Genomic DNA, 21,859 nt, shown 5'->3' on the forward strand with positions numbered 1-21,859 from the left:
GATAGCATATTATACTAAACGGGTATAGTACTAAGATGCTATAATAATTAACTTCAATTAGTTCGAGGAGAATGATTAAATGAAATTTGAATTACCAAAACTACCTTATGCACTAGATGCACTAGAGCCTACTATTTCAAAAGAAACGATTGAGTATCACTACGGTAAGCATCATCAAACGTACGTGACAAACCTAAACAATTTGGTTGAAGGTACAGAACATGCTGGTAAAAATTTGGAAGAAATAGTAAAAACTTCTTCCGGTGGTATATTTAATAATGCTGCTCAAGTATATAATCACACGTTTTACTGGAACTGTCTAACACCTAATAAGACTGAGGCATCTAGTCAATTGAAAGCAGCTATAATTGAGACTTTTGGGTCAATAGATGGTTTTAAAGAGCAGTTTTCAAAAGCTGCAGTGACTACATTTGGATCTGGTTGGGCATGGCTAGTTAAAAATACTGATGGTAAACTTGAAATTGTGACTACTAGTAATGCAGGTTGTCCTCTAACAGAGAGTAAAAAGCCATTACTAACATTTGATGTTTGGGAGCATGCATACTATATCGATTACCGCAATGCTAGACCTAAGTATGTTGAGTCTCTGTGGGATATTGTAAATTGGGAGTTTGTTTCTGAGCAGTTTGCAAAATAGGCTGTTATAAATGATTAAGAATAATCTACCACTTTTCTCTTTTATAGCAGGTGTGCTTTCTATAGTTCTTGTTTTGGTGGTAATTATATTATTCCCAAGTCTTCAGATAACTGCTATTACAAAAAATGTTGTGTTAGCGATTCTTTTGCTACCATGGATAGTTTTTATTATTTCTTTATTGTTTTTCAGAAAAGATAAGTGAGTTAACCTATTCAATATTTGCCATTAATTTGATTCTGTTTCTGAAGATATAAATGATTGTAGATATTAGTATGCCGATTATGAAACTAGCAATGAAGAGTCCCTCCCAGTTATAGTGGCTTTGAACATATCCGGCAAATGGTCCTACAAGAACTCTTCCTAGTGAGTCAATCGAACTAAGTACGGCAAATTGGGTTGCTGAAAACTTTATATTTACAAGGCTCATTATCATTGCAACAAGTATTGCTGTGCCCATTGCTCCACAAAAGTATTCGACAGCAACAGAGCTTACCATTAAGTAGTAGTTCTTACCAACGATTGCGAGTAGTACGTACATTAGATTTGCTGACGCCATAATAATGCTAAAGAAAAGAAAACTTTTAAAAATTCCTATCTTGTTAGCGATTAATCCACCAGTAATAAGTCCTATTAGTGTGGCTGCTAATGAGAAGGCTTTGTATGAAACAGCTATCGTGGTTTTATCAAAGCCTAAGTCGGCGAAAAAGACCGTATTGAGTGAGAACGCAATCGCATCTGCAAGCTTATAACCAATTATTATTAAAAGTATTATGATTGCTGTTTTAATTCCTTGTCGTTTAAAGAATTCGATAAAGGGTTCTGTAAAGGCTTCTTTAAAATTTTTTGGAGCAATAGTTGATGCGGATTCTCTCAAGAATATGCAATATAGTGGGCAAACTATAAAAAATACAAGTATTGTTACTAAAGCTAAGCTCCAACCATTAGATATAAGATTCTGAGTTGAAACTATATCAATATTGGTAAATAAGGCACTTGCACCATAGTATTCGGTAAGTTTGGGAGTGCATATTTTTATAGGCTCGGCACCTCCACTATAGTAATCAGCAAATATTAACACTAATGAGCCTGTAACAAGCATGGCGATGCGGTAACCCATCACTGCTATGGCGTTACCTAAAGCTTTCTCTCTTTCGTTTAGGACTTCTGTTTGGTATGCGTTGATAGCAATATCTTGTGTCGCAGATGTAAAGCATATCATAAAGCCAATGAATGCAATCAAAAGAGGCTGATTTGCAGGGGATAATTGGCTCATGAGCGCGATTAGTATTATTAGAGTTACTTGTGTTGTAAGTATCCATCCTTTGCGCCTACCTATGTTTAAGATATTGATTTTATCAAGAAATGGGGCCCATAAATATTTGAAAGTATATGGTATAGCTATTAGTGTTAGAAAGCTTATATTTTGAATGTTGATGCCGCTATCTCGATACCAAAGTAGTAAGGATGATGCTGTAAGCATCAAAGGTAATCCTGATGCATAGCCAAGGATTAGCATTGTAAGCATTTTGGGCTGTTTAAATGGTGCGACTAACTTTTCACCAAATGTTGGAGAGCTATTCATTATACATAAGGTAGAAATTTACTGATAAAGGAATCGTAGTTTAATTGGATAGAAAAGTAAATAAAATAAGAATGTAGTTTTGATTAAATTAAAGATCTCTACTAGTTGCACCAGTGTATAACTGTCTTGGACGCCCAATTTTTTGTGCAGGATCATTAACCATTTCGATCCATTGAGATATCCAGCCAGAAGTTCTTGCAAGAGCAAATATCGCTGTAAACATGCTTTCTGGGATACCCATAGCTTTTAAGATAATTCCTGAGTAGAAATCTACATTCGGGAAAAGTTTTCTATCGATAAAATAGCTATCTTGTAGGGCAATTTCTTCTAATTTTTTAGCTATGGCAAGAAGCGGGTTGTCACTGTTACCTAGCTTAGCTAGAATTTCTTCGCAGTTAGCTTTCATGGCTGTGGCTCTCGGATCAGTGTTTTTGTATACTCTATGCCCGAAGCCCATTAGCCTAAATGGATCATTTTTATCTTTCGCTTTCTCGATGAATTTGTCGATATTATCAACGCTACCAATTTTTGATAGCATCTTTAATACAGCTTCATTAGCACCGCCATGAGCAGGACCCCATAGAGCAGTAATACCAGCAATGATAGCAGCATAAGGAGAGTTACCAGTTGAACCAGAAAGTCTAACGGTTGATGTTGAAGCGTTTTGTTCATGATCAGCATGAAGCATGAAGATAGTATCCATAGCCTTAACATGTAGCTCGTCAGGTTTAAAGTTTTCATCTTCACCAAACATCATATAGATAAAGTTTTCTGCGTAGCCATACTCTTTCTTAGGTTCTAAAAACTTTTTGCCTTGGTTATGTCTGTAAGCCATTGCTGCAATAGTAGCAATTTTAGCAACAATATTTTTAGCAACATCGTCTTGAGCTTCTATTTGACCATTGTGTATATGCTCAGCAGCTAATACATTAACACCAGCAATTAACCCAGACATTGGGTGTGTATGCTGTGGCATAGACGATATAGCAGCTTTGACATGCTCACATACTGGCATTTTTGAAATGATTTCGCTTCTAAAATCGTTGATTTGAGTATCATTGCCAAGCTCTCCATATATTAAAGCATAGCAAAGACTTCTGTAGTTTGATTTTTGTGTCCATTCTTCTATTGGATAGCCCCTGTGAAGAAGAACACCTTTGCCACCGTCGATATATGTGATTGTAGACTCACACGCAGCAGTTGACATAAATCCAGGATCGTAAGTAAAGACACCATGCTTTACCAGAGATGATACATCGATGCAGTCATTACCAAGGCTAGGAGTGTAGACTGGTAATTCTATTTCAATATTTTTTTCTGCATACTTAAGAGTTGCATATTTACTCATTAATAGGCCTCCAAGTGAGTTGATCAAAAAATACAATGCAAGTGGTTTGCAATAAAAAGATACCTTTTAAAAATATGCTTATTAGGTATCGTTACAGGGGAATAATAAGCTAAAGATTTCTCTTTTGCAAATAAAAAAAATATAAGCCTAAAGTGTTCTTGCTATATGTGATAATGTTTTGTAGCTTGTGTTGTTGTAATTTAAACTAAATAAGGATTAAAAAACTGTTTAAGTATTTGAATTTGTTTTAGTAAAAATATATTATTTAAGGGTTGTGGTATGACATTGGTTTACATCCAATTTACTGATATACATATAAAAATTGCTTCGGAGGAATGTCGAGCATGAAAAGAATTACAAATGTTGATTTAATGTCAATTAAATCTTATAAGTTTCCTATTACCGCCATTAGTTCTATACTACACCGTATCTCTGGTGTGGTGTTGATTTTTGCAATCCCTTTGGCAGTGGTTGGTATGAACTATACTCTAGCGGGTCCTGATGGCTACCAGCAAACAGTTGCTATATTAACCAAAGGTTGGTGTAGCGTGTTTTTTTGGCTTTTTTTGTCATCTATTACATATCATGTTTATGCAGGTGTTAGACACATGATCATGGATTTGGGCTTTGGTGAAAGTATGAAGGTTGCTAAATTTACTTCGCTATTAGTTATTGTATTAGGTGTTTTATCGGCTATTTTATGGGGGTGCTACTTATGGCTGTAATTTCATTAACTTCATCGGGTATTAAAGACTTTTTTGTACAAAGAGTTACTGCAGTAATTATTGCGGCTTATTTTGGTTATCTTATCGTTGAGGCTTTATGTTTGTCCTACTCAGGAACTCTTAATTACGATAGCTGGAGAGGTTTGTTTACTGATGGTATGTTCTTCAGAGTTGCTACGTTGATGGCTTATTTGGCAATGTTTTTTCATGCTTGGGTAGGTATTTGGATTATCTGTGGTGACTACATTAAGTGTGCTTGGGCATCAGCTCTTGTTATGCTGAGTTTTGTTTTAGTTTATGTATTCTGCTTTTTTTGGTTGTTTGCAGTTTTATTTTTTTACTAAGAGGTTATTTTTATGAGTATAGCTACGCAAGAATTTGACGCTATTGTAATAGGAGCAGGTGGTGCTGGTATGAGAGCATCTTTCCAGCTTTCGCAGTCAGGTTTTAAAACAGCTGTTGTTTCTAAAGTTTTCCCTACTAGATCGCACACGGTTGCGGCTCAGGGTGGTATCGCAGCAGCTTTGGGGAATATAGATTTTGATGATGATCTTCCTTCAGATGATTGGAAGTGGCACATGTATGATACTGTTAAGGGTTCTGATTATATTGGTGATCAGGACGCTATAGAGTATATGTGTGAGCATGCTCCACAATCAATTATTGAGCTAGAGCATATGGGTATGCCTTTCTCAAGACTCAAAAATGGTAAAATATATCAGCGAGCGTTTGGTGGTATGTCAAGAAACTATGACCCAGCCAATCAAGCTGAGAGAACCTGCGCGGCAGCCGATAGAACAGGTCATGCTCTTTTACATACTTTATACCAAGGTAATTTGGCTCATAAAACAGATTTTTATACAGAGTGGTTTGCTGTTGATTTAGTTAAAGCTGATGATGGAAGTGTCGCAGGTGTCATAGCTTTAAGTATCGAAACAGGAGAAACTGTTTTCTTAAAGGCTAAGATCACAATTTTGGCTACTGGTGGAGCTGGACGCATATATGAGTCTAGTACTAACGCTTATATTAATACTGGCGATGGTATGGGTCTGGCACTAAGAGCTGACCTTCCTCTTCAGGATATGGAGTTTTGGCAGTTTCATCCAACTGGTATTGCAGGAGCAGGAGTTCTTGTTACTGAAGGATGCCGTGGCGAAGGTGGTGTGTTGCGTAATAAAGATGGTGAAAGATTCATGGAGAGATATGCTCCAAATGCTAAGGATCTTGCTTGTCGTGATGTTGTATCTCGTGCGTCGCAGCAAGAAATTATGGAAGGTCGAGGCGATACTTTCTCCGGTACAAGCTGTGTTTGGTTAGACTTAACACACTTGGGTGAAGATGTCATTGATGAAAGGCTCCCTACAGTTAGAGAATTGGGTAGAACTTTTGCTGGAATTGATCCTGTAGAAAAACCGATACCTGTTGTACCTACTTGTCATTATCAGATGGGAGGTATACCAACTAATAAGCATGGCCAAGTGATTACTCAAGTTGATGGTGAAGATAAAGTTATTGGCGGCTTATATGCTGTTGGAGAATGTGCTTCTGTATCAGTTCATGGTGCTAATAGGCTTGGTAGTAACTCATTGTTAGATTTGGTAGTATTTGGTAGAGCTGCGGGTATGCACGCTGAACAAAGCCTTAAAGAAGGTATGCCTATGAAAGAAGTTTCGCAAGAGAATGTTGAGAAAGCAACTGCTAGAATCACAAAGTGGGATACTTCTGAGCAGAGAGGTTGTCAAGAAAAGATCGCGGTACTTAGAAAAGAGTTGCAACAAACAATGCAGCAGTATTTTTCTGTGTTTAGACAGGAAAGCACAATGAAAGAAGGTCTCGATAAGCTATTTAAGATTAGAGAAAGGCTGGATAATGCAGTTCTTGAAGATAATTCTAGAGTTTTCAATATGATGAGAATAGAAGCGCTAGAGCTAGATAACCTAGTATTAACTGCGATAGCAACTGCGAAGTTGGCTCTTGAAAGAAAAGAGTCTAGAGGGGCGCACTCAAGAGTAGACTATCCTGATAGAGATGATAAAAACTGGATGAAGCATACGCTATATTTCTTAGATGGTGATAAAACATCACAGCGTGATGTGAATATGTCACCTACTAAGGTTAAAGCTTTCCAACCAGCAGAACGTAAGTATTAATTACGAGGATTTAGTGTAATGGACGTAAGATTTAAAATTTATAGATATAATCCAGAAGTAGATAAAAAGCCATATTATGATGAATATACTATTACGGTAGAAAATGAGGGTGTTAAAGTTTTAACAGCTCTTGAGCTCATTAAGGAGCAAGACCCTACATTAGCTATGAGAAGATCTTGTAGAGAAGGTGTTTGTGGTTCTGATGGTATGAATATTAATGGTAAAAACCGCTTGGCTTGTATTACTTCAGTTGGCGAGTTGAAGCAGCCAATCAAGGTTAATCCTTTGCCGGGTTTACCTGTGGTTAGAGATTTGATTGTTGATATGAAGCAGTTTTATAAAAACTATGAAAAAGTAAAACCATATCTTATTAATGATGAAGAGCCACCAGTTAAGGAAAGATTACAATCTCCTGAAGATAGAGCTAAGCTTGATGGTCTTTATGAGTGTATTTTATGTGCATGTTGTACTACTTCATGCCCATCATTCTGGTGGAATCCAGATAAGTTTATAGGTCCGTCAGGCTTATTGCAGGCATATAGGTTTATCGCAGACTCAAGAGATACAGCTACAGAGCAGAGATTAGATGATTTGAAAGATCCTTTTAGTCTCTTTAGATGTAGAACAATTATGAACTGTGTATCTGTGTGTCCTAAAGGTCTTAATCCTACAGAAGCAATTGGTAAGATTAGGTCAGCACTACTAAGTAAAAATGTGTAAAATTTAAAACCTGTTATTTAGGTATTTATATGAAAAAACAACAACCGGATTTTAGTCAATGGTTGGAAACAACCCAGCTCTTCGGAGGTAATCTAGAGTATCTTGAATCAATATATGATGACTATGTAATGGGCAACTATGAGGATATTGATCCAAAATGGTTGTCCTTTTTTGATTCTATAGCTAGCTCAACTGATACTGTACATCGTGATTTGGTAGATGAGTTTAAGTTTCTGGCTAAAAATAAAGCTACATCCACAGCTATCGTTAATGGCGAAGGAGATGTTGGGCTAAAGGCTAAGGCTCTTGTCAAAGCCTATCGTTCACATGGCTATAAATCAGCAAATATTGATCCATTAGGACTAATGAAATACCAGAGAGATTCTGATTTGGAATTGTCTGCTCATGGACTTTCTGAAAAAGACTTGTCTGAAAAGGTTAATCTTGGTGATTTTACTGATAATAAAGCTATTAGTCTGAAAGAAGTGGTAGAAAAAGCTAAATCAATTTATGAGTCTAGTGTCGGCTATGAGTATAGATACATAGGAAATAAAGAAGAAAAATTATGGCTTCAAGACAAGATTGAAAAAAACTTGTCTACGTCTCAATCAGATAAGAAATGGATTTTACAGCAGTTAGTCGCAGCTGAAGGGTTAGAGAAATATTTAGCTCTAAGGTATGTTGGTCAGAAAAGATTTGGCTTAGAGGGTGGTGAATCCCTAATCCCTTCACTTCAGCATGTTATTGAAAAAGCAGTTTCTAGACACTCAACAAGATTCATTCAGCTAGGTATGGCTCATAGAGGACGTTTAAATGTTCTTGTAAATGTGATGGGTAAAAATCCTAAGGATTTGTTTGAAGAGTTTGAAGGTAAGCAAAGTGAAAAAAGTTTATCTGGTGACGTTAAGTACCATATGGGATACTCAGATTATAGGTGTGTTGATGGTAAAGAGGCAAAAATTGCACTAGCATTTAACCCCTCACATCTTGAAACTGTTGATCCTGTGGTTGAAGGTGCAGCTAAAGCTATACAAGATAAGCTAGATGGTAATGTTCATAACAAGGTTTTACCTATATTGATACATGGTGATTCGGCTTTCTGTGGACAAGGTATTGTTATGGAAACTTTTGGTTTTTCACTTACAGAAGCATATGGAACTGGTGGTACGGTTCATCTTGTAGTTAACAACCGAGTTGGGTTTACAACTAGTAGTACATTTGGTGTAAATAGAAGTAGTAATTATTCTACTGATATTGCTAAGATGGTTGATGCACCAATATTTCATGTAAACTGTGATGATCCTGAAGCTGTTCTTAAGGTTGCTGATATAGCTCTTGAGTATCGTATGAAATTCAATAAGGATGTGGTTATTGATTTGGTTTGTTATCGTAGGAATGGACATAATGAAACTGATGAGCCATCAGGAACTCAGCCACAAATGTACGAGGTAATTAAGAAGCTTCCTACAACATTAAAGTTATATAGTGAAAAACTTATCAACGAAGGTGCTATTGATGCAGGCCTTCTTGCACAGTTGAATGCTAATTATCGTAGTAAGCTTGATAATGGTAAAGTTACGATAGATATTCTTGATAGAAAAACAGTGAAAGACAAACTTAATGTTTGTGATTGGCTTCCTTATATAGGTAAGCAAGAAACTAAATATAGCTATAACGCAATAGCAGAAGAAGGTCTTAAAGAGCTAGCATTAAGAATGAGTGAAGTGCCTGAAGAAGTTAAGGCGCAGATGCAAGTTAAAAAGGCATTAACAGATAGAGTGAAGATGGCAAACGGAGAGCTTCCTTTAAATTGGGGATTTGCAGAATCTCTTGCTTATGCAACACTACTTGATGAAGGTTATTCAGTAAGAATATCTGGAGAAGATAGTGGTAGGGGTACTTTCTCTCATCGACATGCTGTTGTTAAAAACATGAACACTAGTTCTCAGCTAAAAGAATATGTACCACTGAAGCATATTAATGAAAATGTTAGGTTTGATATTATTGATTCTACACTTTCAGAGTATGGAGTGTTAGGCTTTGAATATGGTTATAGTTGCTATAGTCCCGACTCTCTAGTAATTTGGGAGGCGCAGTTTGGTGACTTCGTAAATACTGCTCAGGTTGTAATAGATCAATTCTTAGTGGCAGCAGAAGAAAAATGGGGTATTTTGTCTGGCTTGACATTATTTTTGCCTCATGGTCAAGAAGGTGCTGGTGCTGAGCACTCTTCAGCGCGTTTAGAACGATTCTTGAGTTCATGTGCCAATAAAAATATGCAAGTGTGTACACCTACAACACCAGCACAAATTTATCATTTATTAAGACGTCAAGTGATTAGACCGCTTAGAAAGCCATTGATCGTAATGACACCTAAGAGTTTATTAAGAAATCCTATGGCTGTGTCTACACTAGAAGAGCTTTCAAAAGGTAAGTTTGAGCCTATTATAGATGATGTAAATGCTAGTGAAAATAAAGTTAAGAAATTAATACTTTGTAATGGTAAAGTTTATTATGATTTGATTGCTAAAAAGCAAGATACTCATAATGATATTGCTGTAGTAAGACTCGAAGAGCTATATCCATTCCCACAAGAGGAATTAGCAAATATCTTTGCAAAATATAAGCAAGTTGACAAAGTTGTATGGTTGCAAGAAGAACCGCAGAATAAAGGAGCTTGGTACAATATTAGACACTTTATAGAGAAGCTTGTATCTAAAAACCAAGAGTTGCTGTGTGTAGCAAGGGAAAGATCATCTACTCCTGCAGTCGGTTACCACGCTTTGTATGTTAAGCAGCAAGAAGAAATTATTAATAGAGCTTTAGAAATATAAAATTTGAATTATTACTAGGAGTAAGAAATGGTTGAATTAAAAGTACCTATGTTTCCGGAGTCCGTTGCAGATGGCACATTAGCTCAATGGAATAAGAATGAAGGCGACTTTGTTGAAGAAGGTGATATTATCGCTGAAATTGAAACTGATAAAGTAGTTATGGAAGTTCCAGCGACAGCGAGCGGAGTCCTTAAAGGCATTAAAAAGCATGAAGGAGATACTGTGCTTTCTGAAGAATCTTTAGCAAGTATTGATACAGATGCTGTAGCTGCTGACTCTGCTCAAGAAGTGGTTGCTACTGAAGAAACAGCTCAGGCTACACAATCATCAGGCAAGGAGATCGATGTTAAAGCGCCTGTTTTCCCAGAGTCTGTTGCAGATGGTACAGTTTCTGAGTGGCATAAGCAAGAAGGTGAAGCTGTTGCCGAAGGTGATATTTTAGCTGAGATAGAGACTGATAAAGTAGTTATGGAAGTTCCAGCGACATCAAATGGTGTATTGTCTAAAATATTGAAACCTGCTGGTGAAACAGTTCTTTCATCAGAATTAATTGCAAAAATTTCAGAAGGTGCGGCTGTTGCTACAGTAGCCAAAGAAGAAGTGAAATCTCAAGCTGATAGCACAGGTAATGATCCGCATCTAGTTCCTTCTGCGCGTAAGGCATTTAATTCAAGTGGATTAGAATCTGCTGCTAGTATCGAAGGTACTGGTAAAAAGGGACGTATAACATCTGAAGATGTTAAAAAGGCAGCATCTAGTAGTAAACCACAACAGCCAACTGTAGTTGCTAATCAAGGTCCAAGATATGAAAAAAGAGTTAAAATGACTCGTCTGCGTCAAACAATTGCAAACAGGTTGGTTGAAGTTCAACATACTAATGCGATTTTGACTACTTTTAATGAAGTGGACATGACAGCAGTTATGGAGCTTAGAAAAAAATATAAAGACATGTTTGTCAAAGAGCATGATACTAAGCTTGGATTTATGTCATTCTTTATAAAGGCTGCGACTGAAGCTCTTAAGAAGTTTCCAGATGTTAATGCTTCAATTGATGGTGATGAAATTGTTTATCATAACTTCTTTGATATCGGTATTGCTGTTGGTACAGATAGAGGTTTAGTAGTACCAGTTTTAAGAGATACTGACAGTAAATCCTTAGCGGAGCTAGAAGCTGATGTGCTTGATAAAGCAATTAAAGGTCGTGATGGCAAGTTAAGCTTAGAAGATATGCAAGGCGGTACGTTCACTATCACTAATGGTGGTACCTATGGATCTATGCTATCTACACCAATCATTAACTCACCACAGAGTGCAATCTTAGGTATGCATAACATTGTCGAAAGACCTATGGTAGTTAATGGTGAGATCAAAATACGTCCAATCATGTACTTGGCATTATCTTATGATCATAGAATTATTGATGGTGGAACATCTGTAAGATTTTTAAAGATGATCAAAGAATTGCTTGAAGATCCTAATAGAATTCTTTTACAAGTTTAATTATTCTATTCAAACTTATTCTAAAGGTATTATATTTTCATGAGTTTAGATTTTATAAAAGATAGAATTGTAGCCGTGCCTGATTTTCCAAAGCCGGGTATAATTTTTAGAGATATTACTCCATTACTAGCAGATTCTGAAGGTCTGAAGATAACTGCTTTGGCTATGGCTAAAGAACTTAAAGCAAAGGGTATAAACCCAACAATTATTGCAGGTACTGAAAGTAGAGGTTTTATTTTTGGGGTTGCACTTGCGGAAGTCTTAGGTTTAGGATTTGTGCCTGTTAGAAAGCCGGGCAAACTTCCTAGAGAAACTTATAGTGTAAGCTATGAGCTAGAGTATGGTAGTGATAGTTTAGAAATTCATAAAGATGCTTTTAAGCCGTCAGATAGTGTGCTAGTTGTTGATGATTTATTGGCAACTGGTGGTACGGCAAAAGCCACAGTGCAGCTTATCGAGAAAACTCAAGCAAATGTTGCAGGCCTTATATTTGTAATAGAGCTTGATGGCTTAAATGGTAGAAAAGTTCTTGAAGGGTATGATGTTTCGTCGTTGGTAAAATACTAAAGGAAGATTATGGCTAAGTATTTTGGTACAGATGGTATTCGTGGAGAGGTTGGTAACTCTGTCATACAGGCAGAGTTTATGCAAAAACTTGGAAATGCGGTTGGTACATTCATAATTGATAAAGGTTATCCTAAAATTGCTATTGTTGGGCAAGATACGCGTAGCTCTGGAAAGTTCTTAAAATTTGCCTTAGTCTCAGGTTTAAATGCGGCAGGGATTGATGTTATTGATTTAGGAGTGGTTCCTACTCCTGTTGTAGCATTCATAACAGTAAAGCATAAAGCAGCTGCTGGGTTTGTAATTACTGCATCACATAATAAATTTACTGATAACGGAGTTAAGCTTTTTTCATCAGATGGTTTTAAGTTAGATGATGCGTTAGAAGAAGAGATTGAAGCCAAAATAGATTCAGACTTTATTTATCAACCAGAATATAGATTTGGTAGTTATAAAGTTGCTGATGGTTTTATGCGTGAATATATCGAAAACCTATTTGATAGATTTGGCTCTTTAGTTAAGTATAAAGGAAAGGTTGTTATCGATTGCGCACACGGAGCTGCCTCAAAGCATTTTGAAGTTTTGCTTGATAGATTTGGTATTGATTACATTTCTATAGCATCTAATCCTGATGGGTTAAACATAAATGTTGATTGTGGAGCGACTTGTATTTCTAATATTCAAAAAGCTGTAAAAGAGCATAATGCTGATTTAGGAATATCATTAGATGGAGATGCTGATAGAATTATTATCGTTGATGAAAATGCTCAAGAGATTGATGGTGACGGAATACTAAATATTATCGCGCAGTATAGTGATATTTGCGGAGGTACTGCTGGTATAGTAGGTACACAGATGACAAATATGAGTTATGAAAATCACTATAAGTCAAATAACATATCATTTATTCGTTCTAAAGTTGGTGATAGATATGTTTTAGAAGATTTAGTTAAGCATGGTTATAAGATAGGTGGTGAGTCATCAGGTCATGTTATCAATCTAAACTTTGGAACTACAGGTGATGGTTTGTCCACAGCTATACAGTTACTAGCTATTTTTTCACAAAATGATAAACCAGTGTCGGCATTTAAGCTAGATGGTGAGTTGATGCAACAAACGATGATCAATGTCCCACTGAATTTTAAAGTAACATCTGATCACTTAGCTAAGCTAGCTAGTGATGTTGCAGAAGTTGAAGAGCGTTTGAGTAATCGTGGACGTGTATTGTTAAGGCCTTCAGGGACTGAGCCTGTCTTGAGAGTTATGGTCGAAGCAGACAATAAGAATTTAGCTACAAAAGAAGCAGAATATTTGGTTGAAAAAGTAAAACAAAAGTTGGTATAGATATGCAAAAATTAATAATGGGCAATTGGAAGATGAATGGTAACTCTGCAAGCATAGAAGAGCTTTGTAGAGGTATTTCACAAGCGGAGTACAATAGTAACAAAGTCGCTGTAGCTGTGTTTCCATCAAGTGTATATATCAAAGAGGTGCTTGCACAACTTCCTAAAGAAATTGGAGTAGGTCTACAAAATATTACTTTTTATGATAATGGTGCATATACTGGAGAGCTATCAGCTGATATGCTTCATGACATTGGATGTAATTATCTACTTATAGGACATTCTGAAAGAAGATCTTTGTTTGGTGAGACTGATCAAGATGTTTTCAAAAAAGTTAATAAGATTATAGATACATCAGTTGTGCCAGTTGTTTGTATAGGTGAGTCGCTAGAAGATAGACAAGGTGGAAGGTTAGAAAGAGTATTATCAACACAATTAAGTCTAATACTAGAAAATTTGTCTATTGAGCAACTTGCTAAGGTTGTAATAGCGTATGAACCAGTTTGGGCTATAGGTACAGGAGTTGTAGCATCATTAGAACAGGTGCAAGAAACACATCAGTTTATTCGTTCGCTAGTGGCCAAAGTAGATGAAAATCTTGCTAAAAATATGAAAATAGTGTATGGTGGTAGCCTAAAAGCTGAAAATGCTAAAGATATATTAAGCCTACCAGATGTTGATGGTGGTTTGATTGGAGGAGCATCATTGAAAGCTTCTGAGTTTAACGAAATAATAAATCAAGCAAATAAAATATGTACGGAATAATTTTAACTATAGATATTATCGCTGCTATTGCTATTGTGGCACTTGTGTTGTTGCAACAAGGTAAAGGAGCTAATATGGGTGTTTCTTTCGGTGGTGGAGCGTCTAATACTGTTTTTGGTAGTAAAGGTGCAGCTTCATTTCTATTTAAAATGACAGTGTTTTTTACAGCGGTATTTTTTGTATGTTGCCTTACTTTAGGATACCTAGGAAAGTCGCACACTACAATGACTAGTGTAAGTACTGCGAACACTGATAGCTCAATAGCTAGTCAGTATGACCAATATCAAAAAGAGGTTGCAAAAACTTCTACGACTAAAGAAGCAGCATCTAAGTAAAGTTTAATTGCACCGGTGGTGGAATTGGTAGACACGCCATCTTGAGGGGGTGGTGTCCGAAGGACGTGCGAGTTCAAATCTCGCTCGGTGCACCAAATATCATTTCTAACAAGTATCGAAAAATCTTTAAAATCAATATTCTTAGCTAGCTTGATAGTTTTATATAGTCCCAAATCATATCAATGAAGTTCTTGATAAAGTTTTTCTTATAAAAACGGAATTAGAGCAGGCATATTATTAGATTTAATTATCCTTAAATTTCCAAATCTAATATAGTGACTTTGTTAGAAATAATTTTTAAAATACCTGTATTGAGAGCTGTTTAAGTAAATATATCGATAGCATCTATAAAATATTTTTTATTATTGATAACATAGCTATAGTGTATTAGGTATATCTAATTAAATTAGCTATCTATGAGTAGACAAGTCAAAGAAGTTGTAGACAAAAATATAATAGAAGGTACAAGGTATTTTATATCATTAGTAGAGCTGGGATCTTATGCAGCGGTAAAGAGTTATTATTCGGTCGAAGTTAATACTATTAGAAATAAGTTAGAGCTGTTGGAAAGTTATCTAGGAGTTAAATTAATTCAATCAGGTAGCAATAAAGTCGAAATAACAAAATATGGTAAAAAATACTATGCATCTTGTCATAAGCTATATATAGATTTAGAGAATAGTATTCTTTCCAGTAAATATAAAGGTGTTGATAAATTAAAATATATAAGAATTTTTGGCACTAGAACATTTGTTAACTATATTTCTCCAGCTATCCATGAGGTAGACCCTAAGAATGAGTATACTTTTACATTTGATAGCTATCTTTTATCTCAAGCAAATAGTTATATTTATCAGTTGAATAACTATGATATAGCATTTATAGCGTTTAAAGATTTGGATAAAATAGATCAAGATCATTGGATGGTCTGTGCAACTATAGATTCAGTAAATTTGCCATCTAAGATTTATGTTAACCAAGAGCTATTAGACAAGTACGATTTAAAATCAAATCCTCTGAATGTTTTTGAACTTCCTTTCATTATGCGTAGAGATCAGCCTTCATTTAGCTTGAATATTACGGTAGAGGGTAAATCTATAAATCAACAGATTAAAAATATCAAGTATTTGGTTGAGGATGATGGCCATAAAGTATCTCTTATTGATAAAGGTTTAGGAGCAGGGGTTCTTTTGGATAACTATGCCAAAATATCAAATTCATCTATAATTAGTATAGACAGTATTACAACGGAAACTTTTTATGATATGCAGGCAGTAATAGTGTCAAAGCACCTTAGAAATAGAACAAAGATAATAGAGTTTCTTCGTAAACAAATGAATAATTATGTCAGTACTGTTTTAGGACAGTAGCTATTGCTTTATATGCCATTGATATTATAAGTTCGTAATGGTAATTTAAAGTCATCTTTCAAAAAAATAAGTTAAAAAATGAGAAAAGTTCTAATAACTTCTAAGATGATTTTATTGATAGTAATATCTACGTCAGTTATGTACGCAGATGATATTCCACCAACTAATTCTATACCTATGGCTAAAGTTATTTCTAATATTTATGCCAAGGGATATGATGGGATTAACAAAATAGAATACGATGATGGAGTTTATAAAGCCAAAGTTATCAGTAATGCCGGTAAAGAAGAATATATATACATAGATCCAAATACAGGTGAAGTCCCCTTGCCAAAAAAAGGCTCAAAAGAAATCAATATGAGCGAAGCTATAAGGGCGGTTCCTAGTGATAGGTGTAAAACTATTACTAGTGTTGAAAGTAAGAATGGTGTATATGAGATTGAATGTGTAGATAATAGCCAGCAGGAAGTTAAGGCGTATGTTGATGCAATTAGTGGTAAGTTATCTCAGATTAGATATGATGATTAGATAAAAAGGTTAATACAATCATTTAGAAATAAGTAACCTTTGTCTGTTGGCTCGATCTTGTTATTAGAGAAACTTAGTAACCCTTTTTCTACCCCTTGCGATAATCTTTGGATAATTTCATTCTTAGATAAAAAAGTTTGTTGCTCAAAAGTGCTGATACCAAAGCCATTTTTTAATCTTAAAGCATTTAACATAAACTCATATATTAGTTCATTTTTACCAACAGTATTAAAATCTTTTATACAGTTATTTGCTTGTGAATATATTTTGGGATGTTTGTGTTTCCGTGTTCTTTTAATCTCTTTGGTTTGAAGATTTGTAATCTTGCTATGAGCTCCAGCACCAATACCTATATAGTCGCCGAAATTCCAATAGTTTGAGTTATGAATAGATCTTAAATTATCTTTTGCATAAGCGGATATCTCATATTGATAGTACCCAGATTGTTGGAGTAGTTTTTTACCAGTTATTTCAATTTGCTCTAAAGTTTCTTCGTCTGGTAGTTTTGGAGGCTTTGCTGCAAAAAGAGTATTTGGTTCTATAGTTAGTTGGTACCAAGATATATGAGTTGGCTTCATTGTAATTGCTTGAGAAATGTCAAAAATACCATCTTCAAAGCTTTGATTGGGAAGCCCATGCATGATATCAATATTAAAATTCGAAATTGTTGAATTCTTAATCTCTTCAATAGTTGTATAAACATTGTCGCAATTATGGATTCTACCCAATGACTGCAGCTTTTCATTTTGAAAGCTTTGTACACCAACTGAGATACGGTTTATACCAATATTTGCATACTCTGAAATAGAGCCACGTTCGACAGTACCAGGATTCATTTCTAGAGTTATTTCACAATTGGGATTAAGCTTTGAATTATCTTTTATGTGTTGTAAAACTTTACCAAGATAATCAGCTTTGAAAAGTGAAGGTGTGCCACCCCCTATAAAAATACTTATAACTTCTCTATCTTGTAGATCAGTTAGATGAGTATCAAAGTCGGCAATTAGCTTTTTGTAATAATCTTGTGAAAGATATGTATCATCTTTGATTGCATGAGAGTTAAAATCACAGTAAGGGCATTTACGGACACACCGGGGAAAGTGTATGTATATTCCTATTTGCTTGTTTATATTAAACATCTTATGCCTTGAAGATGAGGAATTTACTAACAACAAAAGTATATACTGCGACTAACCCCATCGTTATAAACAGTGCAATTAGATATTGTATATGCAGAAGATGAAGTAATACGTAATATATGCCTTCATTGAGCGCTAAACCAATCATTACATTGATGAAAAACTGTGTAGCAGCCTTTTTATGTGATTGAGTTGTTGTGGAGAATGTCAAAAACCTATGTCCAAAATAGCTGACATTAAAAGCAATAAGAAATGCAAAGAAATTTGCAACCATAGGCTTGAAAATATCAAGTTCAACAAGCAACCATACAATAACAAAGTTAGTTATTGATGCTAATATACCTATAATTATGAAATAAGATAGTTGTTTTTTTAACATTAGTTTGTGGAGTTTTATAGTAGTTGTTTATATTATAACTATTAAAGAGAATTTTATAAGGGAAAGTTAGATGGAAATAATTAAATATCAATTGGGAATTACTGAGGGTTTACCATCATCTGCTTTATATATGATGTTTAGTATCAATAAAGATAATGATGTCAAGTTTGGATTGAAGGTGTTACAAAAGTTTGTCGATGGTAAGAGTGTGGTTGCTGGATTTGGTAAAGATCTTTTGCAAATGTTTGATCTTCCTAGTGATGATAATTTCAAAAGAGCTAAATTCAATAATGAAAGAATGCCTGATAATGATGGTTATGGCTTAGTACTTTGGCTAAGAGGTGATGATCGAGGAGAGCTATTTCATAACGCATTAAACATCAGAAAAGCATTGCAAGATTTCTTTACTGTAGAAAAAATAGTTTCTAGCTATACCTATCATGGAAAGTATGATTTATCAGGATTTGAAGATGGTATTGAGAATCCTAAGGGTGAAGAGGTTGTTCCAGCATCGGTAATACCAGAAGGCAAGTTAGAGGGGTCGAGCTTTTGGGTTCTTCAGCAATGGTTACATGACTTTGATTGGTTAAATAGTGCAAGCCAATCAGCGAAAGAAGAGTGTATTGGTAGGTCTTTGGATGATTCTCATCAATTTAAGGATTTGAAAGACTTCGCTCATGTTAAGAGATCTGCCAAAGAAAACTTTGATCCAGAAGCAGAGTTACTAAGAAGATCAATGCCTTGGTCAGATGATAATCTAAATGGAGGCTTCATGTTCTCTGCGTTTGCATTATCATTTAGATCATTTAATTTACAGATGGGCAATATGCTCGGTGGTAGTGATGGTATTGTTGACGGAGTCTTTAAATTTTCTAAGATTATTGAGACAAGCTATTTGTGGTGTCCACCTTTCAAAAAAGGTAAGCTTGATATTTCACTATTAAAGTGATGCAAAATAGCTGAAAGATTATATTTTATATACAAATAGTCATTAACAGGTTAAAATATACGCGTGTTATGCAAAAATTAATTAGTATCTACGGAGGTTAAAGCATGTCTGATATTAAAAATATCACTAAGCTACAGATAGAGGAAAAAGGAAAGAAATACTCTCTATATAGCTTAAAGAAACTTTCTCAAGAGCTTGGTAAAGATGTAACTCGTCTTCCTTACTCTATCAGAGTATTACTTGAAAACCAACTAAGAAATATAGATGGCTACAAAGTAAAAGAAGATGATATGCATAAGGTTTTAGATTGGGACGCTAAAGCTAGCTCAAGACCTGAAATTCCACATATGCCAGCTAGAGTGGTGATGCAAGACTTTACAGGTGTACCAGCGGTTGTTGATTTAGCTGCTATGAGAAAGGCTATCAAAGACGCCGGTGGTGATGCTGATAAGATTAATCCTCTTGTAGATACAGCTATGGTAATTGACCACTCTGTACAAGTTGATTTCTATGGTACAAAAACAGCTCTAGCACAAAACGTGGCTAAAGAGTTTGAAAGAAATGGCGAAAGATATAGTCTACTTAAGTGGGCACAAAAGGCATTTGATGATTTCACTGTAGTACCACCAGGGATGGGTATTATTCACCAAGTTAACTTAGAGTACCTTGCAAAAGGAGCACTAGTTAAAAATATTGATGGTGAAGATGTAATTTATCCAGACACATTAGTAGGTACAGACTCTCATACTACCATGATCAATGGTGTTGGTGTAGTAGGCTGGGGTGTAGGTGGTATCGAAGCTGAGGCTGTAATGCTGGGTCAGCCGTACTACATGGTACTTCCAGATGTGGTTGGTGTTAAACTAACTGGTAAGTTAAAAACTGGTGTAACGGCAACTGACTTAGTACTTGAGATTACAGAAGCACTTAGAAAGCATGGTGTTGTAGGTAAGTTTGTTGAGTACTATGGAGAAGGCCTCGAGAGCTTATCTCTACCAGATAGAGCTACTATCGCTAACATGGCTCCAGAGTACGGTGCTACGATAGGTTTCTTCCCAGTTGATGAAGTAACATTAGACTTCTTTAACAATACAAACCGTAGTGAGCTTGTTGATGCAGCTCGTGATATGTATAAAGAGCAATTACTATTTAGAGAAAATCCATCAGAAGAGCCTGAATACTCTAGTATTGTAGAGATAAACTTATCTGATATCGAGTCTAACCTTGCTGGCCCTAAGCGTCCACAAGATAGAGTTGCTTTCCATGATATGAAAAAAGCATTTGCAGAGGCTCTAGTTCATGAGCAGGGCCTACATGGTTTTGGTTTGACAGAAGAGCAACTTAAGAAATCTGCAGAAGTAAAAGGTTTAGGTGAGAAAATCACTCATGGTTCTCTTGCTATTGCCGCAATTACTTCATGTACAAATACATCAAACCCATCACTACTTTTAGGTGCTGGTTTATTAGCTAAAAAAGCTAATGAAAAAGGTCTTAAAGTTAAGCCTTTTGTTAAAACATCTCTAGCACCTGGATCTCAAGTAGTAACTCAATATCTTGAGAAAGCTAATTTGTTGCCAGAGCTAGAGAATTTAGGCTTCAACTTAGTAGGTTATGGTTGTACTACTTGTATTGGTAACTCAGGACCTTTAGATGAGCCTGTTGTTGATGCAATCAATGAGGCTGATCTTGTAGTATCTTCTGTAAGTTCAGGTAACCGTAACTTTGAAGGTCGTATTAACCCTCATGTTAAAGCAAACTATCTAGCATCTCCTATCCATGTGGTTGCTTATGCTTTAGCTGGTACTGTTGATTTTGATCCTGTTGAAGATGCAATTGGAACTGATGCGGAAGGTAATGCTGTATACTTGGCAGATATTTGGCCTACTACAGAAGAAATTGCTGCAATCCAATCAGATGTAATCAATTCTGCAATGTTTGAAAAAGCATATGCTACAGTTCTTGATGGTACAGAAGATTGGAAGAAACTTGATGCTCCTGAAGGTAAGCTTTATGAGTTTGACAGTTCTTCTACTTATATCCAATGCCCAAGCTTCTTTGAGAAGTTCGCAGAGGGTAATGATGACTTAGATATCAAAGGTGCTAGAACTCTACTTATGTTGGGTGACTCTGTAACTACAGACCATATTTCACCTGCTGGAGCTATTCCAGAAGAGTATCCTGCTGGACAATATTTGAAGTCTCACGGTGTAGAGAAAAAAGATTTCAACTCTTATGGTTCTCGTCGTGGTAACCATGAAGTTATGATGAGAGGTACATTTGCTAATATCCGTATTCGTAACTTACTTCTTGATGGCGTAGAAGGAGGATATACTAAGTATCATCTTGATGGCTCTCAACAGTATGTATTTGACGCTGCTATGAAGTATAAAGAGAAAGATATTCCTCTAGTTATTTTGGCTGGTAAAGAATATGGTACTGGCTCATCACGTGACTGGGCTGCAAAAGGTACTTTCCTATTAGGTGTTAAAGCAGTTATAGCTGAGAGCTATGAGAGAATTCATAGATCTAATCTTGTAGGTATGGGTGTGTTACCTCTTCAATATCTTGATGGTCAAAGTGCTAAGACTCTTGGTCTAGATGGTACTGAAATGTTCAATATCAAAAACTTGAATAATATTCAGCCTCGTCAAACAGTTGTTGTTGAAGCTGTACATCCTAAGACTGCTCATACTACAACGTTTGAAGCATTAGCTCGTTTAGATGCAGATGTTGATGTTGATTATCTGAAGAACGGCGGTATCTTGCAAACAGTTCTTAAAGATATGATGGATCAAAAAAAAAAATCTAGTTCAGTAAACACTGATAATAATTTTTGCTCTAAAGACTCTGAAGAGTCTTCTTGTCCATTTGCAAGAATAGCTAATTTCTTCAAAAAATTATTCAAATAATTTATCTCTAAAAATAATTTAATTCTTTGTTTTTTTTGTTTCTTAATAGTGATAAAGTTTT

At 35.6% G+C, this 21,859-nt stretch carries 20 protein-coding genes, 1 tRNA gene and 1 pseudogene; 18 read left to right on the top strand and 4 right to left on the bottom strand.

Features of this window, described 5'->3' with window-relative positions; genetic code table 11:
* Window positions 1-79 precede the first annotated feature (79 nt).
* Both F0R75_RS09745 and F0R75_RS09750 read left to right on the top strand, forming a co-directional pair.
* The gene (locus F0R75_RS09745) at window positions 80-658 is read left to right on the top strand and encodes a superoxide dismutase (protein WP_013922338.1); all 579 of its coding nucleotides are present in this window, start codon (window positions 80-82) and stop codon (window positions 656-658) included.
* A 10-nt stretch (window positions 659-668) separates the two neighbouring features.
* Window positions 669-860, top strand: coding sequence for a hypothetical protein (locus F0R75_RS09750; protein ID WP_013922339.1), 192 nt, complete (start codon window positions 669-671; stop codon window positions 858-860).
* Between the two features lie 6 nt (window positions 861-866).
* Here F0R75_RS09750 and F0R75_RS09755 read toward each other — a convergent pair whose 3' ends face one another.
* Both F0R75_RS09755 and F0R75_RS09760 read right to left on the bottom strand, forming a co-directional pair.
* Window positions 867-2,240, bottom strand: a complete 1,374-nt coding sequence (locus F0R75_RS09755) for an AmpG family muropeptide MFS transporter (RefSeq protein WP_149368863.1) — start codon at window positions 2,238-2,240, stop codon at window positions 867-869.
* An 88-nt stretch (window positions 2,241-2,328) separates the two neighbouring features.
* Window positions 2,329-3,588: a citrate synthase gene (locus tag F0R75_RS09760; protein WP_013922341.1), complete on the bottom strand. Its 1,260-nt coding sequence runs from the start codon at window positions 3,586-3,588 to the stop codon at window positions 2,329-2,331.
* Between the two features lie 344 nt (window positions 3,589-3,932).
* On the opposite strand from F0R75_RS09760, the gene sdhC reads away from it, so the two are divergent.
* The 14 genes and pseudogenes from sdhC (at window position 3,933) to F0R75_RS09825 (ending at window position 16,422) form a co-directional block, all read left to right on the top strand.
* The gene (sdhC, locus tag F0R75_RS09765) at window positions 3,933-4,313 is read left to right on the top strand and encodes a succinate dehydrogenase, cytochrome b556 subunit (RefSeq protein WP_146420898.1); all 381 of its coding nucleotides are present in this window, start codon (window positions 3,933-3,935) and stop codon (window positions 4,311-4,313) included.
* On the top strand, window positions 4,289-4,657 hold the full coding sequence (sdhD, locus tag F0R75_RS09770; protein WP_146420897.1) for a succinate dehydrogenase, hydrophobic membrane anchor protein: 369 nt from the start codon (window positions 4,289-4,291) through the stop codon (window positions 4,655-4,657). Before sdhC ends, sdhD begins: the two co-directional genes overlap by 25 nt.
* Before the next feature lie 12 nt (window positions 4,658-4,669).
* The gene (gene sdhA, locus F0R75_RS09775) at window positions 4,670-6,463 is read left to right on the top strand and encodes a succinate dehydrogenase flavoprotein subunit (protein WP_149368862.1); all 1,794 of its coding nucleotides are present in this window, start codon (window positions 4,670-4,672) and stop codon (window positions 6,461-6,463) included.
* Window positions 6,464-6,481: 18 nt separating this feature from the next.
* Window positions 6,482-7,183, top strand: coding sequence for a succinate dehydrogenase iron-sulfur subunit (locus tag F0R75_RS09780; protein ID WP_013922345.1), 702 nt, complete (start codon window positions 6,482-6,484; stop codon window positions 7,181-7,183).
* Between the two features lie 29 nt (window positions 7,184-7,212).
* A complete protein-coding gene (locus tag F0R75_RS09785) occupies window positions 7,213-10,017 on the top strand; it encodes a 2-oxoglutarate dehydrogenase E1 component (RefSeq protein WP_149377296.1) in 2,805 nt (934 codons plus the stop codon).
* A 48-nt stretch (window positions 10,018-10,065) separates the two neighbouring features.
* Window positions 10,066-10,209 (top strand): annotated as a pseudogene (locus F0R75_RS10360) (biotin/lipoyl-containing protein); the annotation flags it as partial.
* Between the two features lie 96 nt (window positions 10,210-10,305).
* Window positions 10,306-11,517, top strand: a complete 1,212-nt coding sequence (gene odhB / locus F0R75_RS09790) for a 2-oxoglutarate dehydrogenase complex dihydrolipoyllysine-residue succinyltransferase (protein ID WP_394367477.1) — start codon at window positions 10,306-10,308, stop codon at window positions 11,515-11,517.
* A gap of 39 nt (window positions 11,518-11,556) precedes the next feature.
* Window positions 11,557-12,084, top strand: a complete 528-nt coding sequence (locus F0R75_RS09795; RefSeq protein WP_149368859.1) for an adenine phosphoribosyltransferase — start codon at window positions 11,557-11,559, stop codon at window positions 12,082-12,084.
* Window positions 12,085-12,093: 9 nt separating this feature from the next.
* Window positions 12,094-13,425, top strand: coding sequence for a phosphoglucosamine mutase (gene glmM / locus F0R75_RS09800; RefSeq protein WP_149368858.1), 1,332 nt, complete (start codon window positions 12,094-12,096; stop codon window positions 13,423-13,425).
* 2 nt (window positions 13,426-13,427) lie between these two features.
* Window positions 13,428-14,189, top strand: coding sequence for a triose-phosphate isomerase (tpiA, locus tag F0R75_RS09805; protein WP_149368857.1), 762 nt, complete (start codon window positions 13,428-13,430; stop codon window positions 14,187-14,189).
* Window positions 14,177-14,524, top strand: a complete 348-nt coding sequence (gene secG, locus F0R75_RS09810) for a preprotein translocase subunit SecG (protein ID WP_149368856.1) — start codon at window positions 14,177-14,179, stop codon at window positions 14,522-14,524. The genes tpiA and secG overlap by 13 nt, the downstream gene beginning before the upstream one ends.
* Window positions 14,525-14,533: 9 nt before the next feature.
* Window positions 14,534-14,619, top strand: a tRNA-Leu gene (locus F0R75_RS09815).
* A gap of 321 nt (window positions 14,620-14,940) precedes the next feature.
* Window positions 14,941-15,894 (top strand): LysR family transcriptional regulator domain-containing protein, encoded by a 954-nt coding sequence (locus F0R75_RS09820; protein ID WP_149368855.1) that lies wholly within the window; start codon window positions 14,941-14,943, stop codon window positions 15,892-15,894.
* A 78-nt stretch (window positions 15,895-15,972) separates the two neighbouring features.
* Window positions 15,973-16,422, top strand: a complete 450-nt coding sequence (locus F0R75_RS09825; protein ID WP_149368854.1) for a PepSY domain-containing protein — start codon at window positions 15,973-15,975, stop codon at window positions 16,420-16,422.
* Here F0R75_RS09825 and hemW read toward each other — a convergent pair.
* Together hemW and F0R75_RS09835 are read right to left on the bottom strand one after the other, a co-directional pair.
* Complete coding sequence (gene hemW, locus F0R75_RS09830) at window positions 16,419-17,561, bottom strand: radical SAM family heme chaperone HemW (RefSeq protein WP_149368853.1); 1,143 nt, start codon at window positions 17,559-17,561, stop codon at window positions 16,419-16,421. The genes F0R75_RS09825 and hemW overlap by 4 nt on opposite strands.
* Before the next feature lies 1 nt (window position 17,562).
* A complete protein-coding gene (locus tag F0R75_RS09835; RefSeq protein WP_146420886.1) occupies window positions 17,563-17,940 on the bottom strand; it encodes a GtrA family protein in 378 nt (125 codons plus the stop codon).
* Between the two features lie 70 nt (window positions 17,941-18,010).
* Between F0R75_RS09835 and F0R75_RS09840 the strand changes: the two genes are divergently transcribed.
* Window positions 18,011-18,889, top strand: a complete 879-nt coding sequence (locus F0R75_RS09840; protein ID WP_149368852.1) for a Dyp-type peroxidase — start codon at window positions 18,011-18,013, stop codon at window positions 18,887-18,889.
* A 104-nt stretch (window positions 18,890-18,993) separates the two neighbouring features.
* The gene (gene acnA / locus F0R75_RS09845; protein ID WP_149368851.1) at window positions 18,994-21,798 is read left to right on the top strand and encodes an aconitate hydratase AcnA; all 2,805 of its coding nucleotides are present in this window, start codon (window positions 18,994-18,996) and stop codon (window positions 21,796-21,798) included.
* Window positions 21,799-21,859: the final 61 nt, after the last annotated feature.

It is taken from the genome of Francisella marina (assembly GCF_008369785.1).
GTDB lineage: Bacteria > Pseudomonadota > Gammaproteobacteria > Francisellales > Francisellaceae > Francisella > Francisella salimarina.

Coding starts and splice junctions, on each gene's coding strand:
- F0R75_RS09745 (WP_013922338.1), top strand. CDS start 80: ATGAAATTTGAATTACCAAAACTACCTTATGCACTAGATGCACTAGAG.
- F0R75_RS09750 (WP_013922339.1), top strand. CDS start 669: ATGATTAAGAATAATCTACCACTTTTCTCTTTTATAGCAGGTGTGCTT.
- F0R75_RS09755 (WP_149368863.1), bottom strand. CDS start 2,240: ATGAATAGCTCTCCAACATTTGGTGAAAAGTTAGTCGCACCATTTAAA.
- F0R75_RS09760 (WP_013922341.1), bottom strand. CDS start 3,588: ATGAGTAAATATGCAACTCTTAAGTATGCAGAAAAAAATATTGAAATA.
- sdhC (WP_146420898.1), top strand. CDS start 3,933: ATGAAAAGAATTACAAATGTTGATTTAATGTCAATTAAATCTTATAAG.
- sdhD (WP_146420897.1), top strand. CDS start 4,289: ATGGGGGTGCTACTTATGGCTGTAATTTCATTAACTTCATCGGGTATT.
- sdhA (WP_149368862.1), top strand. CDS start 4,670: ATGAGTATAGCTACGCAAGAATTTGACGCTATTGTAATAGGAGCAGGT.
- F0R75_RS09780 (WP_013922345.1), top strand. CDS start 6,482: ATGGACGTAAGATTTAAAATTTATAGATATAATCCAGAAGTAGATAAA.
- F0R75_RS09785 (WP_149377296.1), top strand. CDS start 7,213: ATGAAAAAACAACAACCGGATTTTAGTCAATGGTTGGAAACAACCCAG.
- F0R75_RS09795 (WP_149368859.1), top strand. CDS start 11,557: ATGAGTTTAGATTTTATAAAAGATAGAATTGTAGCCGTGCCTGATTTT.
- glmM (WP_149368858.1), top strand. CDS start 12,094: ATGGCTAAGTATTTTGGTACAGATGGTATTCGTGGAGAGGTTGGTAAC.
- tpiA (WP_149368857.1), top strand. CDS start 13,428: ATGCAAAAATTAATAATGGGCAATTGGAAGATGAATGGTAACTCTGCA.
- secG (WP_149368856.1), top strand. CDS start 14,177: ATGTACGGAATAATTTTAACTATAGATATTATCGCTGCTATTGCTATT.
- F0R75_RS09820 (WP_149368855.1), top strand. CDS start 14,941: ATGAGTAGACAAGTCAAAGAAGTTGTAGACAAAAATATAATAGAAGGT.
- F0R75_RS09825 (WP_149368854.1), top strand. CDS start 15,973: ATGAGAAAAGTTCTAATAACTTCTAAGATGATTTTATTGATAGTAATA.
- hemW (WP_149368853.1), bottom strand. CDS start 17,561: ATGTTTAATATAAACAAGCAAATAGGAATATACATACACTTTCCCCGG.
- F0R75_RS09835 (WP_146420886.1), bottom strand. CDS start 17,940: ATGTTAAAAAAACAACTATCTTATTTCATAATTATAGGTATATTAGCA.
- F0R75_RS09840 (WP_149368852.1), top strand. CDS start 18,011: ATGGAAATAATTAAATATCAATTGGGAATTACTGAGGGTTTACCATCA.
- acnA (WP_149368851.1), top strand. CDS start 18,994: ATGTCTGATATTAAAAATATCACTAAGCTACAGATAGAGGAAAAAGGA.